This is a genomic window from Candidatus Poriferisodalis sp. (genome assembly GCF_965221945.1).
GTDB lineage: Bacteria > Actinomycetota > Acidimicrobiia > Acidimicrobiales > Poriferisodalaceae > Poriferisodalis.
In genome coordinates, this window is record NZ_OZ244925.1 from 2,554,824 (window position 1) to 2,569,807 (window position 14,984).

At 63.3% G+C, this 14,984-nt stretch carries 13 protein-coding genes and 1 CRISPR repeat array; of the genes, 4 read left to right on the forward strand and 9 right to left on the reverse strand.

The features are described 5' to 3' along the window. The first annotated feature begins 35 nt into the window (after positions 1–35). Entirely contained in the window at positions 36–1,163 is a 1,128-nt protein-coding gene (locus ACOQPH_RS11895) for an ABC transporter substrate-binding protein (protein ID WP_420621598.1), read from the forward strand. Between the two features lie 253 nt (positions 1,164–1,416). Here ACOQPH_RS11895 and ACOQPH_RS11900 read toward each other — a convergent pair whose 3' ends face one another. Continuing rightward, a complete protein-coding gene (locus ACOQPH_RS11900; protein WP_420621599.1) occupies positions 1,417–1,854 on the reverse strand; it encodes a nucleotidyltransferase family protein in 438 nt (145 codons plus the stop codon). 151 nt (positions 1,855–2,005) lie between these two features. Between ACOQPH_RS11900 and ACOQPH_RS11905 the strand changes: the two genes are divergently transcribed. Further along, a complete protein-coding gene (locus tag ACOQPH_RS11905; protein WP_420621600.1) occupies positions 2,006–3,001 on the forward strand; it encodes a molybdopterin-dependent oxidoreductase in 996 nt (331 codons plus the stop codon). A gap of 26 nt (positions 3,002–3,027) precedes the next feature. Here ACOQPH_RS11905 and ACOQPH_RS11910 read toward each other — a convergent pair whose 3' ends face one another. Then, positions 3,028–3,951, reverse strand: coding sequence for an IS481 family transposase (locus tag ACOQPH_RS11910; protein WP_420621601.1), 924 nt, complete (start codon positions 3,949–3,951; stop codon positions 3,028–3,030). Between the two features lie 241 nt (positions 3,952–4,192). Here ACOQPH_RS11910 and ACOQPH_RS11915 point away from each other — a divergent pair, with 241 nt between their 5' ends. Then, positions 4,193–4,789 carry an ArsR/SmtB family transcription factor gene (locus ACOQPH_RS11915; RefSeq protein WP_420621602.1) on the forward strand — a complete coding sequence of 199 codons (597 nt, stop codon included), beginning with the start codon at positions 4,193–4,195 and terminating at the stop codon, positions 4,787–4,789. Continuing rightward, positions 4,779–5,225 carry a HEPN domain-containing protein gene (locus ACOQPH_RS11920; protein ID WP_420621603.1) on the forward strand — a complete coding sequence of 149 codons (447 nt, stop codon included), beginning with the start codon at positions 4,779–4,781 and terminating at the stop codon, positions 5,223–5,225. Before ACOQPH_RS11915 ends, ACOQPH_RS11920 begins: the two co-directional genes overlap by 11 nt. A gap of 585 nt (positions 5,226–5,810) precedes the next feature. Further along, positions 5,811–6,338: direct repeats of the CRISPR family, unit length 37 nt; unit sequence CGCTCAACAAAGGAAGGGGAAATATTCCCCCTTCAAG. Between the two features lie 130 nt (positions 6,339–6,468). Here the strand turns inward: ACOQPH_RS11920 and cas2 are convergent. From cas2 to cas7g, 7 genes are read right to left on the reverse strand one after another with little or no spacing between them, the layout of a single operon-like run. Further along, positions 6,469–6,759, reverse strand: coding sequence for a CRISPR-associated endonuclease Cas2 (gene cas2 / locus ACOQPH_RS11925; RefSeq protein ID WP_420621604.1), 291 nt, complete (start codon positions 6,757–6,759; stop codon positions 6,469–6,471). Positions 6,760–6,761: 2 nt separating this feature from the next. After that, the gene (gene cas1 / locus ACOQPH_RS11930; protein WP_420621605.1) at positions 6,762–7,775 is read right to left on the reverse strand and encodes a CRISPR-associated endonuclease Cas1; all 1,014 of its coding nucleotides are present in this window, start codon (positions 7,773–7,775) and stop codon (positions 6,762–6,764) included. Then, positions 7,772–8,377, reverse strand: a complete 606-nt coding sequence (cas4, locus tag ACOQPH_RS11935; RefSeq protein WP_420621606.1) for a CRISPR-associated protein Cas4 — start codon at positions 8,375–8,377, stop codon at positions 7,772–7,774. The genes cas1 and cas4 overlap by 4 nt, the downstream gene beginning before the upstream one ends. Continuing rightward, on the reverse strand, positions 8,377–9,285 hold the full coding sequence (locus ACOQPH_RS11940; RefSeq protein WP_420621607.1) for a hypothetical protein: 909 nt from the start codon (positions 9,283–9,285) through the stop codon (positions 8,377–8,379). Before ACOQPH_RS11940 ends, cas4 begins: the two co-directional genes overlap by 1 nt. Further along, entirely contained in the window at positions 9,285–12,065 is a 2,781-nt protein-coding gene (gene cas3g, locus ACOQPH_RS11945) for a type I-G CRISPR-associated helicase/endonuclease Cas3g (protein ID WP_420621608.1), read from the reverse strand. The genes ACOQPH_RS11940 and cas3g overlap by 1 nt, the downstream gene beginning before the upstream one ends. Beyond that, the gene (csb2, locus tag ACOQPH_RS11950; RefSeq protein WP_420621609.1) at positions 12,058–13,503 is read right to left on the reverse strand and encodes a type I-G CRISPR-associated protein Csb2; all 1,446 of its coding nucleotides are present in this window, start codon (positions 13,501–13,503) and stop codon (positions 12,058–12,060) included. Before csb2 ends, cas3g begins: the two co-directional genes overlap by 8 nt. After that, positions 13,503–14,699, reverse strand: coding sequence for a type I-G CRISPR-associated RAMP protein Csb1/Cas7g (cas7g, locus tag ACOQPH_RS11955; RefSeq protein ID WP_420621610.1), 1,197 nt, complete (start codon positions 14,697–14,699; stop codon positions 13,503–13,505). Before cas7g ends, csb2 begins: the two co-directional genes overlap by 1 nt. Between the last annotated feature and the right edge of the window lie 285 nt (positions 14,700–14,984).

Consider the following 14,984-nt stretch of genomic DNA (forward strand, 5'->3'; position numbering starts at 1 on the left):
TGAGATCCCATTGGGGAACCTAACAGGGGGGAATTATGAAGGTTAAGAAAACGTTGATACGGGCGCTGGCACCGCTGCTGGCACTCGGCCTACTAACCGCGGCCTGCACCGGCAGCGATGACGCAACCGATGAGCCCGAATTCGAGCCCATTTCCGAAGTGTCGCTGCAGCTGCAGTGGTTCACGCAGGCACAGTTCGCCGGCTACTACGCGGCCCAAGCGCTCGGCTTCTATGAAGATGTCGGGCTCGACGTGGAGATCCTCGAGGGCGGTGTTGACATCGTGCCGGCCTCGGTTCTGGACTCAGGCGCCGCCGAATTCGCGGTCTCATGGGTGCCGAGAGGTTTGGTGCCCCGGGAAGAGGGTGCCAACATCACCAACATTGCCCAGGTGTTCCAGCGAAGCGCCACCTTGCAGGTGTCCTTCGCCGACTCCGGCATCAGCGAGGTCGGCGACCTCGAGGGCCGCACGGTCGGCAACTGGGGATTCGGCAACGAGTTCGAGCTGCTGGCGGGACTTCGCACGAACGGGCTCGACCCGGACTCCGACGTTCAGCTGGTGCAGCAGAACTTCGACATGCTGGCTCTGATCGATGGACAGATCGACGCGGCGCAGGCCATGATCTACAACGAGTACGCCCAAGTGCTCGAGACGGAGAACCCCGCCACCGGCGAACTCTTCCAGCCTGGGGATCTCAACGTCATCAACTGGAATGACGTGGGCACGGCGATGCTGCAGGACGCTCTGTGGGCAGACGCCGACCGCCTCGACGACGATCCGGCCTACCGCGATGCGGCTGTCCGGTTCGTTGAGGCGTCGCTGAGAGGCTGGATCCACTGCCGCGACAATCCCGCCGAGTGCGTGCAGATCGTGCTCGACAATGTCCCGACGCTGGGCGAATCGCACCAGACATGGCAGATGAACGAGATCAGCGCATTGATCTGGCCATCGCCACTGGGCGCTGGCATCATGGATCCTGACCTGTGGGCGCAGACCGTCGAGGTGGCGACCAGCGAGGGCATTCTGGCCTCGGCACCCACCGAGGGCGCCTACCGCACCGACATCGCGACCGAGGCGGTGGCGAATCTGCGGGAGGCCGGCATCGATGTCGTGGGTGACGGTTGGCAGCGAGTCACTGTCGAGCTGCTCCCCGGCGGCGAGTAACCACTCGCGCACTCACCAGACCGATTTGGGGGCGGCGGCGAGTCAATCGCCGTCGCCCCTGTCGGCCAGAGACCGCTTTGCGGGGAGCATTTGTGACGCTCGGGCCAGGCTCTGGTCAGGCCTCGTCAACAATGCGCCGGATCTTCGCGGCGAATCGCATCGCGTCTGAATTCATCGTGGCCGACTGCTGCATAGAGCGCAACTGCCTCGGCCGCTTCCAGAATGTGCTGCCACCGATGCCGGTCTGCGTCGGTCACAGTGTGATGGCCTCAGCGAGGACCGCTTCACGCTGAGCATCTGTCATGCCGCCGTCGGTCGCAAGATGCACCGGAGCCTCAAGGAGTTGCTCCAGCTCCATCCTCAGCCGAGCCAGATCGAACAGCCCAGTCCCGCGACCCGTTGAGACGAGGATGTCGATGTCGCTGTCGGGGCGCGCTTCGCCACGAGCGACCGAGCCGAAGATGCGTATATCGCTGATTCCGTACTTTCGGGCGGTCGCGGAGATGTGCCGACGGCTTCGCAACACTCGGTCAAGCTGGGTCGAGCGGCCAGGTCCACCGCCTTGGGCGAGAAACTGCTCCAAGCTCGCTTGCAGCACGGCAGTCACCGAGGGTGGCACCGGCTGCTCAGCGACGAACCGGTCCAAGCCAGCCTCCAGCTCGTCAGGAATGGTCACCGTGACGCGCCTCATGCGCTGACGTTATCAGTAGGCGGAATCATTTGCATCAATTGCTTCAACTGATGCAAGCAACAGTTCGGAAAGGCCATCGCCCATTCGGTGGCCGACCTGAACTGTTCATCCGTCCGGACCATCAGGGAACAGCGACAAAGATCGACACGACATGAGACTTGGCAATTGGCTCACTGCGCGGCGGGTGGATCTGCTCCTGGCTGTCGCGGCGACGGCGGCGGCCGGGTCCGGGCTGGCGTCCTGGGCGGTGGGCACCGGATGGGCTCGCTGGTTAACGATCATGCACGCCCTGGCCGGCCTGAGCCTGCTGGCGCTGGCCCCGGCCAAGCTCCGAGGCTCGGTGCGCTCCGGGCTGAAGCGCCGCCGCGCTACCCGGTGGCTGTCGATGCTGCTGGGAGCGTTGGTCACTGCCACCGTCGTGCTCGGCGTCCTCCACGCCACCGGGCTGTGGCACGGGGTGGGCTACTGGTCGGCGCTGTGGACCCATGTTCTGCTGGCCGCTCTGCTGGCCCCTCTGTTGGTGTGGCATATCGTCAGCCGACCGGGTCGCCCGAAAGCGGTCGACCTCGACCGCAGGGCACTGATCGGCGGGGGCATCGCACTGGCAGCCGCTGGAGCGGTGTATTGGATTCAGCAGCTGGCGGTGGGCGACAACCGGCGATTCACCGGCTCACACGAGATCGCTTCGTTCAACCCGTCGCAGATGCCAACGACCATGTGGCTCAACGACCAGTCGCCACGAGTGGCCGCTTCGGACTGGGACCTCACTGTCGCAGGCGAGCCGGTGACGCTCGAGAGCTTGGGGGCCCGGGCCACGCCGGTGCCAGCCGTCCTCGACTGCACGGGTGGGTGGTGGAGCCACCAGTCGTGGGACGCGGTGCCGCTGGCCGAGCTGTTGCCGTCGGTGGACGCGCCCACGTTGGAGGTCACGTCGCTGACCGGCTACAGCCGCCTCTTCCCCGCTCGCGACGCTGCCAACCTGTACCTGGCCGTCGGCTACGGCGGTGAGCCGCTGCGCCGCGGACACGGCTCCCCAGTACGGCTGGTGGTGCCTGGAAGGCGGGGTTTCTGGTGGGTCAAGTGGGTGAGCCGCATCGACCCCGTCGACCGCCCTTGGTGGCTCCAACTCCCATTCCCGCTGGAATAGCTGGTCGCCGTTTGTCGCCGCCTCGCCTAGCTGTAATGCCCACAGAGGTTGTTGACGCGGCTGGCGGGTGTGTCTCCGATGGCGGTGTGGTGCCGGTGGAGATTGTAGGTGTGCACCCAGGTCTGGAGTCTGCGGCGGCGGTCGGGTTCTGAGCGGAATTTGTAGTTGTAGAGGAACTCGTCGGCCAGGGTGCGGTTGAACCGCTCTGCTTTGCCGTTGGTCTGGGGCCGATAGGGGCGCGTGCGGCGGTGGGTGACGTGCCGCTCGGCGAGCGCGTCGGCGAACGCAGTGGCGGTGAAGTTCTTGGCGTTGTCGGTCATGACGGCGTCGACGGCGACGTTGAGGCGGTCGAACCAGTCCCGACAGCGTCGATAGAACGCTGCGGCGGTCTGGGCGTTCTGGTTGTCGTGCGCCTCGACGTAGGCGAGGCGGGAGTGGTCGTCCACGGCGACATGGAGATAGGTGTACCCGAGGCGCTTGCGGCGCTTGTTGTTGCGCTTGGCGGCCGCCGAGCCGCGGCCGTGGACGCGCCACCCCCCGCCGGGCGGCACTTTGGCGACCTTTTTGACGTCGATGTGCACCAGCTCGCCCGCATGAGCCTTCTCATAGCGGCGCACCCGCTCCCCGGTAGGCCGATCGATCCACGCCAGCCGGTTCAGCCCGTGCCGGCACAGCACCCGATGCACCGTCGAAGCCGGCACCCCGGTCGCAGCCGCCAGCCGCACAGGACCCCACCGGCGGCGCCGACGCAGACCGCAGATCCTCTTCTCGGCCCGCGCCGAGACCTTCGCCGGGGACCTCGCAGGCCGGCTGGAACGATCCTCCAGACCCACCACGCCCTCAGCGTCGAAGCGCTTGACCCACTTGTGCACGGTCTGGCGCGAGCAGCCCATCTGCGCCGCGACCGCCGTCGCCGACTGGCCCGCTGCCATCCGCTCGACCATCACCATCCGAGAATGAACCGACAGCCGAGGCCGCGGAGCCCCACGAACCCTGATTGAAGTACTGTCCGACACTGAGCCTCCGTTCGCAGCCTGGGATTCCAACAAACCCCACACTGCCACGGAGGCTCAACCTGTCACAGCAGCAGAACTGTCAACAAGGTCCATGGGCATTACACCTAGCCCTGCCGGGCGTGTCGAATTCAGCCGATTCTCTTATATCTGCACTCTCAATGATATAATCGAGATTGTGAGTAGGTCAGCGCCGGCTCTGGCGCCGCTCTTCAGGTCAGATCAACAACTGCGCATCCTCGGGGTCCTCTTCGCCGGCACTGGAAGCGAACTCACAATCGGGGCAATCGCCGAACGAGCGCGCGTCGCGCAAGCCACGGTGAGCAGGGAAGTGGCACGACTTGAAGAGCACGGGCTCCTGGTCACCCGCCTGCTGGGCCGCAACAGGCTCGTCCGCCCCAATTGGGAACTTCCGTGGGCCCCGGAACTCCGCTCCATACTGCTCCAGACTGTCGGCGTGCTGGGACGTCTCGGTGACGCGCTGGCTGGCGTTGAGGATGTGGACGATGCGTTTGTCTACGGCTCGTGGGCAAGCCGCTTTGTAGGCGAGCCCGGCCTCTTTCCCAACGACATCGATGTCGCTGTGATTGGCATAGCGCCGCTGCGGGTGGTTCGCGCGGCATGCCGTGACGTCGAAGAGGATCTGCGGGTAGAGGTCAACCCCATCGTGATCGACCGTGAGAGCTGGGACTCCCCTTCGCCGGAACCGTTCGTCGCTCATATTCGAGAGCAGCCCCTGGTGCCGATCGTGCTAGAAGTCGAACGTGGCGTCTGACTGGCTTGCTGAAGCGATCGCGACCCGCCGGATTGAACGAGTCAAGGCCAACATGGGAGCGGCTGGCGAACGCGTCAACGACGCCAGACGACACGTCGCGTCGGCTCGCAAGCTCGCTGAGAGCGACACAACCCTCGCCATGTCCGCATGCCACGACGCCATCCGCAAGGCCCTGGTTGGGCACATGTCGGCACACGGACTCCGAGTGCGCGCTGGCGAAGGTGCCCACCGCTTGGCGATTGACTACGCCAGGCGCGAATTGGCAGGAGCCATTTCCGCGAGCGATCTCGTCGATGCGAACGAGATCCGTCAGGATCGGGCGCTCGCAGAATACGGGGACTTTGCTTCCAGGAAGCTCAACGCGACTCATGTCCGCGCAGCAGCCGATGTAGCCGAACGCATCGTCAACGCCGTTGCGCGTGCACTCGCTTCTTGAACCGCCGGGCTGAGTCTCAGTCGAGGCTGAAGAACTCGGCAAGGCCGAACCAAGTTCCGACCACCGCTCAGTACGCGACAGCGCCCCCGAACGGTTTCACGTTTGAGGGCGCTGCCTGGTCTGTCAGTTTTGGGTTGTGTGAGTGAGGCGAACCTCACCGGCGAGAGCGTAGCCGTTGGTCCATAGCTCGCGACGGAGGCCAACCCGTCGTCACGCCTGTTCTCGACCCAAGAGGGATCCCCCGCCTCGAGCAACGTCCAAGAGCACGAAGCCGCACGCAGCTCACCAATGCTCAATGAAGAACGAGCCAATCGACCCGTCAAACGCTCTCGAGGAGCCAGCCAACCGGTGTTCACACAGGTGCTTCAATGAAGGGCGGGTCAATTGACCCGCCAAGTCTGTGGGCTGAGTGATCTCTTGGTCGAGCCGACGCTCCGCTCAACAAAGGGAAGGGGAATACTCCCTCTCCAACAGGTGCTCCGCTGTCTGGGCCTCGATCCGAGCGTCCACTGCTCAACAAAGGGAGGCGGAGCATTCCCCCTGCAACCGGATCCCGAGGCCTGTGTTCGGGCGCCTCAGCCAGCTCGCTCAACAAAGGAAGGGGAAATGTTCCCCCTTCAAGGAGCACCGTCGGCACTCCTCCCGGCGGGGTGTACGTCGCTCAACAAAGGAAGGGGAAGCGGCACCGGTATGGCGCTACCTGGTGCGCTCAACAAAGGAAGGGGAAATATTCCCCCTTCAAGCTCTTCCACAGCAGCACCCACCGAACCAGTCAACATCGCTCAACAAAGGAAGGGGAAATATTCCCCCTTCAAGGAGCGACCGCCGGGACGTGCGGGCTGGTGGCGAGCCGCGCTCAACAAAGGAAGGGGAAATATTCCCCCTTCAAGATCTTGGGTCCTCCTTGTTCCAGCCGCCGGCACTATTCGCTCAACAAAGGAAGGGGAAATATTCCCCCTTCAAGACACCTCCTGATGCAGATCGACATAGGACGCACTCGGCGCTCAACAAAGGAAGGGGAAATATTCCCCCTTCAAGCGGACACCCTGCGAGCCGAGCAGATGCGCGACCCTCGTCGCTCAACAAAGGAAGGGGAAATATTCCCCCTTCAAGCCTTGCTGCCACGTTACGTGACAATACAGGGACGAAACGGGCCGATTTAGCCACAATGCGCGCGAATTGGGTATCTCCGCGAGAAGCTGAGTATGAAATTTTCAAGGAGCACTGCGGGTTCGCAGGATTCTCACAGGATCCATGGATTGCCTGTGTGGTGATCGAGGTCGACTCCGAGAGTGGTCTTGGCTTCCTGAATGGAACTTCGGAACCGGTAGAGGGAGATCGAGTCGCGGCTCCAGTCGATTGTGTCTTCCAAGTCGGCTCGAAGCTTGGCCAATGCAGCTGGAGTCACCCGACACTCAAAGACTGAGTACTGCACGCGTTGACCATATTCTGCGCACAGATCCGAGACGCGCTTGAGGCGCTTGGCGTCTGACTTCTTGTCGGTGGCGATGTCGTAGGTCACGAGTACATCCATCGCTACGACAGGATAAATGGCGCGTATACGGGCAGATCGCCTCGCAAGTGCCGCGCAAGGAGGGTTGCTTGGACTGTCGGGAGCGCCCAGCGGTCGATCGAGCGCTCAAGCACGGCGTGCCGGAACGAGTGCTCACGATGCTCTTCCCAGCGTTCGAGCAGGCGGGGCCGACCAACGTCATTGAGGTAGACGGCGCCGCCGGGCACCCGTTCAAAATCACCCGGTCCAAGTTGCCGGCGCCGAACCAGCGTAACGACGAATCGATCACAGACTGGGCGAAACTCCTCAGCCAAGTCGAGCGCGAGCGACGGCCTGCCGGATCTTGCACGATGCAAGAAGCCAACTTGGTAGTCGAGGCCAACCGCATCTAGGCCACCGATGAGTTCAGTGGACAGGAGGCCATAGCAGTAGCTCAAGGCAGCATTGACTGGATCGCGAGGCGGCCGGCGCGTGCGGGACACGAAGCGCAAGGGGCTTTCTGCCAGCGCCTGGCCGACACAAGCGAAGTGCAGCCGCGCAGCGTCACCTTCAATGCCGCGCAGATGATCCCCGTCACGGGCGCTTGCGATACGGCTCAGCCGCTCACGGATGAGCTTAGCTCTCCTCCGAAGCGTGCTGGCGAGTGTGCCGCTCGCGTCGCGCGCCCACCGATCGACAACCGTGGAGGAATTCCGGAGCTTGGCCGCTACGAACCTACGTGCGAGGTCGAGGGACTGGTCTTCGTTGGCAGCGACGGCGTGCTGGGCCGTCCGGAGATGGACATTGCCACCCATAGGGCCACCACAGACGAAGCGGAGCGATCCGTTACGCCTCAGGGATGCGACACGGATCCCACGCTCGGCACAACCGGCCAAGGCGTCTGATGTGACCTGGGCGCGGCCGAGGAGTATGAGACTGTCGATGCCCTCCATCGGAATTCTGGTAGCGCCAGATTCCCGAGTCACCGTCAGCGATCCGCGGCGGAACCCGACCTTGGCGCGATGCTCAGTGACGTACACGGTGCTCAAAACCTTCACACCATCAACTCCTCTGCGGTCCGGCGACCGATGCGGTCAGCAGTCGCCGTGACGTGGGGCAGGCAGTGCGGCTCGAGCTGGCATTCATCGCAGCGACTGTCATTTGGCGCAGCCGGCAGCTTTCCAGAAATCATCTGATCTCGAATCGCCGTGACCACGTCGACGACCGCCGAACGCAGATGCGCGTCGAGGACGACAATCTCTCGCCGCCGTGGGCCGCCGTACCAAACAAATCCCGACGGAATCTCGACTTGCAGCATCTCCTCCAAGCACATCGCCTGCGCGCATACCTGTAAATCCGCTGCTCGACCGTGGCGCGTCCCGGATTTGTGCTCCACGGGGAATATGTCGCCGTCACGAATCTCGACAGCATCCGCCCGACCAGACAAGCCCAAGTGTTCGCTCCACAGCGGAATGGAGCGCAACGTCAACACACCTCGCTCACGGCGGTGCTTGCCGCTGTCGACGCGGCGATGCGCCCGGGTACCTCGCACGGTGTGCGCATTGTCCGCCCAGACGCCGTCGCCGTGAATCAACGCGCATTGGCGTTCGCAATATTCATAGTGCTCGAGGGCCGAGATCAGGACGATGGGCTCAAGCATTAGAGAGCCTCTGACCCGATACCGCGAGTTTGATCTTTGCCCTGCCAGATGAACTCGACACTCTTCCATGCTGCATGGACACCCATTCGGCGCCATGTGTCGAGGCGGTACGGATTCCACGCGTCCAGCAGAGCGTCGATGCCGCTCTTGGCTACGGGACTGCTCCATGCGGGCCATGTCATCCGCGGTACGTCATCATCAGCCGCGTTCCAGCCACGCTGTCGGGCGAAACTCAGGACGCCTTCGCGCGCGCCGGAGCGTTGGCTGCCGGAACCTCGTATCGGAAATAGTGCGAGTCCAAAGAAGGCGAGTACCTCAATCACCGGGTCAACTCGCTTGTCGGAGGCGTCTCCGAGCGCGGTAATGCGGGTTACGTCGAACCCCAGCCCATTGGCATTGACGCGCCGAGCCTCGCCGGCGAGAGTCGCAGCGACACGATCTCGTAGATCACCAACAAGACCATGAACACGCGCCAAGCGGAAGTGGATTGTTCTGTTGGACCCTGGAGCAGCGGGCGCCAGTTTGGAACGTGCGACGATCATTGATTCTGGTTTGCTTGCGTCGACATGCATGTCCGTGTACGTCGACGACAACGACCAAGCGTCCTTGTGGCCCCTGCCTTTGCTTGCCCGCTCGCGAAAGATTGGCAGTGGGATGTTCGGTACTGTCGGCTCGCATGATCGCCAGTCTTCTGCGATTGGCATATCACCGATGCGATCGCTATCCGGCCACGATTCGACAACCGCGTCGACGGGATTGATATCACCGTCACATACAAGGACGGCGTGCGGGCTTGGGCTCTCAGTCCACGACAGACGAAGATTGGGCACCAAGACGGTGGTGCCAACGGCGGCTAACCATGCGTTGAGCCACGACGCCGGGAGCCCCGGGCACTCGAGTTCTGTCATCAGCGCACCTCTGTCGCTGCCGACACGATGTGATCCGCCTGCCTCACAATGGCTTCGAGCAGAGCGACGCCCCAAGGGCCGAATCGGTCATTCAGGCGCGCGAAACGCTCGGGCTGCTCCCAATCGACTCGGGCCAGATCCGCGCTGGCTGACACCGGCACACCTTCGATCTCGTACTCGACGATCGCATCGGTTCCGTCGACGGCGGGCAAGACGAGCGGTCTGCCCCAGCCGTGGTGGCTCACTACCAAGTGCAGAAGTAGGTCCGTGTCAAGACCGTCCGCCGGGTCAGCGTTGCTGCACAGCCAGCTGCGCACAAGACGGGCCGAGAGTTCCTCGTGCCGGCCGCCACGGGGCCAGCCTGCGGCGACTCTTGCCGCCGCCCACCGCCGACGGGCCACCTTCGACTTGGCCAGCGCTGGTTCTCCCGGTTCGCCGTCCCTGAGCCAACCTTGAAACCGCCGGTCGGCCTTGCCAAGATCGTGAGATTCGCCAGCACGCGCGATCACCTCGACTGACTCGCGTTCGACGCCGAGAGCCTCAGCGATCCTCTTGGCGCGAGAGCCCACCGCAGCACCGTGTCGATCCAGTTCGACCGCCTCGGGAGAAAGCGATACCTCGTCGAACTCGTCGTACGACGAGCCGCCCTCGTCACCGCTTCTCAATTGAAGCCGACTGACCTCGCCAGCGACGTCCGCAGGCTGCGGCACGAGTTGGTTGAGGAACTCAGTCCATGCTGCCTCAGTCAGACCCGCGGCCTGATGCTCGCGCAGCACTTCGATCAATGCCGATGCGGCTCTGTTTCGTTCGTCGTCATCGGATTCTTCAACTTCAAGTTGCAGTACGCCCGCGACTTCGGTGGCTACGTCGGCGCCACAAGAATGCCGTAGCGCAACCGCATCAAGCGGCAAACCTGCATCAGCGAGAGAGTCGTCAGTGACGATCGCCGATGACTCGGGTGCCCAGCCAAATTCATCGAGCAGTCCCCTATTCGCTTCCAACACCACGGTGTCGCCGGGCCGCAGCTGGAAATTACTGACTCCTTCGATGGTGGTGCCGTCAGATCCGAGCCGGCACATCGCCTCGTCGTCACGCAAAATGTCGCGGAATTCGCGAAGAGGTACGTCGACAGTCTCTGTGGCCCGGGGACGCGGCCACAATCGGTTCCCGGCGGGCGGAACGTGGCAGCGCCATATGAGCGAGACCGATCGATCTTGATCTGCGATGCCTGAGAAGTACGGCTCGACCGGGGCCTCGCCCGGCGGTGGGGTCGAGGTCTTCGTCCATTCCCACAGCAAGGCCGGCAAGACCTCGGGCGCCCTGCCAAGGTCTTCCATGGGCGCACCGAGCACGTTTGCAACTCGTCGCGGCGAGACGTCAACATCGACAGCGAATCCTTGCGCGCGTTCGAGCTGCTCGAGCACAGACGCGGGCTCTTCCCCATACACGGGCCAGCCCTGATTGCTTCCACCATCCCGCTTCGGCGGCGGCAAGTGCACGTAGATCGCACGGGAGTGCGAGAACTCACCGAGCCGATTGAGCCGGCCGAGACGTTGGATGAGGGATCGAACACCGCACTGTTCAGTCACTAGGAACTCGAAATCGACATCCGCGCCGACTTCGAGCGTTTGAGTGGCAACAACGACGAGCGTGCATACCCGCGGCGTTGCCGCTCGACTTGCTGAGACACCATTCTCGGGATCCAAGATGCGTTGCCGAATGCACTCCGCTTCTCGTTCCCGGTTGCGTCCCGTCAACAGCAGCACGTCGGCTTGGCTCCCAAGTCGCGGACCAAGTGCGGAGAACACGTCCCTCGCGCAAGAGGGGGTGTTGGTGAACACGACGCACGATGTCGGTTGGTCCACCCGTCCGATCAAGTCAATGGCAGCGTCCACGAGGAGCTTCGGCGCGCTGCCTTTCGCTTCGTTGCGCACTTCGAGCCGTTTGGGCGCGTCGAGGCGCTCTTGCACGATCACATGGGCGAGATCCGCATCGTCGAGCTCGAATCGGTCGTCGGTTGCGTCCCCGGTGGCGGTGAGCGACACGATCTGCGCGCTGGAACGCTCCTTGCGCAGGACAGGTGCTGCGGTCGGGACGCACTCCGCCAACGCGGGCACAAGCCGCATGAGGTGTGCAGCTAGATGTGCCTCGTCGACGAGCACCAAGCTGTCTGTGCCTGCGAGAGCAGCATCGATGGGCCGCATTGAACGGGACGAGCCATAGCCGCGAAACAGCAGCCGGGAGCCGAACATTGGCACTGTTGACAAGATCACTGCCGGCTGCGAAGGCTCACGGGGCCGGTTGGCAGCGATGCCACCGCGGAGCCTCACGATCTGCAGAGGTACCTCGCCGTCTGCGCCCGACAGGCTCTTCAGGCGTAACGTCACAGCGGCGAGCGTCTCGCGCTGATCCTCACCACTCGCCCTGCTTGGCTCTCGCAACAGGCTCGCTATGTGCTCGGCGTGCTCATGGGTCGCGTCGACGAGCAGCCTGCGATTTACGATCCACCAGATTCGAGTCGGCGCCACGCGCCGACACAGTTCAGAACTCGCATCGGCAGCGAGCCACCACACCGCAATATCAAGACATGCAGTCTTGCCCAGCCCCGTCGGGATCCCAATCTCCTGCGGCCATCCGCCGCCGGTACGCACCTGCTCTGCAAGTCGCGACTGCCACGGGAAAGGACGCCGGCCGTCGTTGACGGCGGCATAGAACGCATTGAAGCTCGGCATGTCGGGTAGTGACCGAGCGTCGGCAGCAGGCGTCAGAGCTTCAGTCACGATGACGCTCAGGCTTCGGCAGAGTCGATCGGTCACCGACGGGTGCACAAATCCCAAACCCGCGCTGGCGCCCTGAGCCAATCACAATCGGACCACGCACCGGCTCTTCGAACAGCAACTCCAGATGCGAATAGGGTCGGCTTGGCATGCCCTGACGATGGACTTCTGAGGGCATCAGGGACACAGCTCCGGGCATCAGCGCAGAACGCAACGATCGAAACGACGACGGATGCGGAACTCCTGTGTGGTTACACCAACGACAGATCTCCTCGAGAGTCAGTGGCACGTGCCGTTCGTGAATGGCCGGAAATGCGGTGACCCAACGGCGCGACGGCCCCACCCAGCGACCAGGTGCTGCGGCTCTCGGCTTCCTCTGGCCAGCCCACACTTCGGAGCTGGCATCGACGCCTGGCCCGACGAGTCGCCGAATTGAATGAACGACATCGCGGGCCGCACGAGCGACATCGTCATCACAGGCCGCCGGTAGCCACAGAGCAACTCCGTGAATGCGTCCCCGGGCGTGGGAGTGGCCGACATCGGGCAGCGCCAAGAAATGCGCAAGGTCGTAGCCACGTTCCGCGAACCCGTGACCGTGTAGTTCTGCGGGAGGATCACCGATCAATTCCTGAAAACGGTCCAGAACGGCTGCTTTGAAGGTCGCGGTGACTGACGAGATCCGACGCCCAGAAAGGCTCGGCCGTAGCACCAACGACGCCACAATTCGCCCACTCGATGCGGCGTGAGCTTCGGCACGTGGTGACCGATAACTCACCTTGGCGGAGAGCGCCGGATACTGATTGCGTCCCACAGATGTGCCGTGTTCAGTCCATTCATCGAATGCCGCGTCCAGCAGCCGAAGTCGACCGGGCACAGGTACATCAACCGACACAGCACCGTCGGGATCCGGCGCATACATCAGATCGTTCGCGACCTCAGATTCATCCGGTATGCGCTCGACGCGAACACGCACCGGAGAATCGGCACAGCCCAGGTAGCCGATGCGAGCCGCCCGCGTTTGCAGAGCGCGCAACTGCCGATCTTCGACTTCCACTGGCCAGAGGTACCGAATCACAGGTTGCCGCGGGGTTACCCGGACACCCGGACGCACAAGAGAGGCATCTCTCGCGACGTACTCCTGTTGCTGCTTGTTCGGCTGCGAGCGGCCCGTCTGCTTGACCACGAACCGGGACTCAAGCTGCTCGTGATACACCTCGATCGCGGCCTCAATGAACGGCGCAGGAGCCGCCTCCAGGAACTCGAGTTCCGAACCGTCTGTGTACCGACAGCGATCTCGCGTGCCGTCCGCCGCAACGAGCGCCGCAAACAGCCTCGACGGCGACGGGGGCCATTCGCCCTGCTCAAGACGTCCGGTATGTGCGGTTCCGTCCGGGTCAGCCCGATAGGTGCCGAGCAAGAGTTCGACAGTTGCGCTCAGCATCACGCGTCCAGATTTGGCCACGTCTTGGCGATGGAAATGCGCAGCGATTCGTTGGCGTGGAGCACCAACGGTTCGCGATCCCAACCGTCAAGCGGCACCGATACGGCCCGCGCCGATTCTTTGGCCTCTGACAGGAGCGCCTCAGTGTGTTCCGCGCCACCGAGATCGATTGGCGAGTCGCCATTCGCACCCAGCCAAGTGATCGACGTCCGTTCCGGCCGCAATTCAGCCCCGGATCTCAGGGCAAAGCCGCGCCCGAAGGCCATCGTGTGAGCGTGCAGTCCGAGCGCCACAACCAGCGCGCGGGCAGCCGCGTCAGCGTCGGGACAACCAGTCCCGAGTCCGACCCGTCGGAGCTGCGCGAACGACAGCGATGCGCGCTGGGCAACCCGTCGGAAGGAAATGCCGGCAGGGGCAGTCTCATCGTCTCTCATGAAGGGCACTTGGCCATGCCCGAGTTCAGACAGCTTCTTCTTCTCTTCACCCTTCTCTGCCTTCTCACCGAGTCGCCACCCGGCTTGGTTGTTGGGATCAAAGACTGCGCTCTCGTCCACACTCAGGTTCAAGGGATCACCCTTCAGTCCCAGAGCCTTAGTTCCTTGCGCCGCCGGCTGCCAGCCAACAATCTCGGACACCCATCCGCGAGCGTGCTTGGTCCGCGCGCCCTTCTTGCCCAAGTGCGACTGCCAAAAGCCGTACAGCAATGCCTGGGGGAACCAAGCGACGAGAGGCCCCGCTAACCACGGCGTCGCCCCGACGATCTGACTCCCCATCTCGGTCTTGATGAACTGCTGCCCGTCGAGCTCGGCATCGCGTAGATAGGCATCGGCGTTCCGGTGCGGAAACTGGTAGCTCGAAAGTTGTCGAGGCAGATGCGGCGGCATCCAGTCCATGTCTGCGAGATCAAGCACGATTTCGGGCAACCCACAACGTGCACGCGCGCGCCGCAGTTGCTCCTCGTGCCGGTTGGCCTGCGATGGGACGTTGTCGATCACGATGACGTTCTGTGGGACCGCATCATCCGGCGAAGCCCATCGACGGTCTTGCTGGTAGCGGCCCCCCTCGTAGATAGCCGGCTTCACCGGTGCTCCCGTACCGGCCGTCGGCTGGAGCTCTGCCTCGATCAGCAGCCCATCGTCGAACGAATCGTCCGCGCAGCCCCGAAGGAGTCGATCCAAGTCGAGTAAGTCCGTCATGGGCGTGCCTCTATTCCCGTTGAATTGATGATGCTTTCTTGCACGTCGCTAACGGTAGTGACGGGGTGCAACAGCAATGAGGACCTCGCTAGCGCGACACCGCTGTGGACGCCGCAGATGCGACTCTTGAGCGAGTTGATGCGTTACCGCCCAGCGATGGCCGCGACGCACTCTGCCGGGCGTCGAGTCCCCACGTCCCAAGATGTACGAGGCCCAAGGGGCGACTTGGTGCTAACCGATTGCCGGTCCCGCGTCAAAGCGCAAGTTCTGGGATCGCAATGCGCC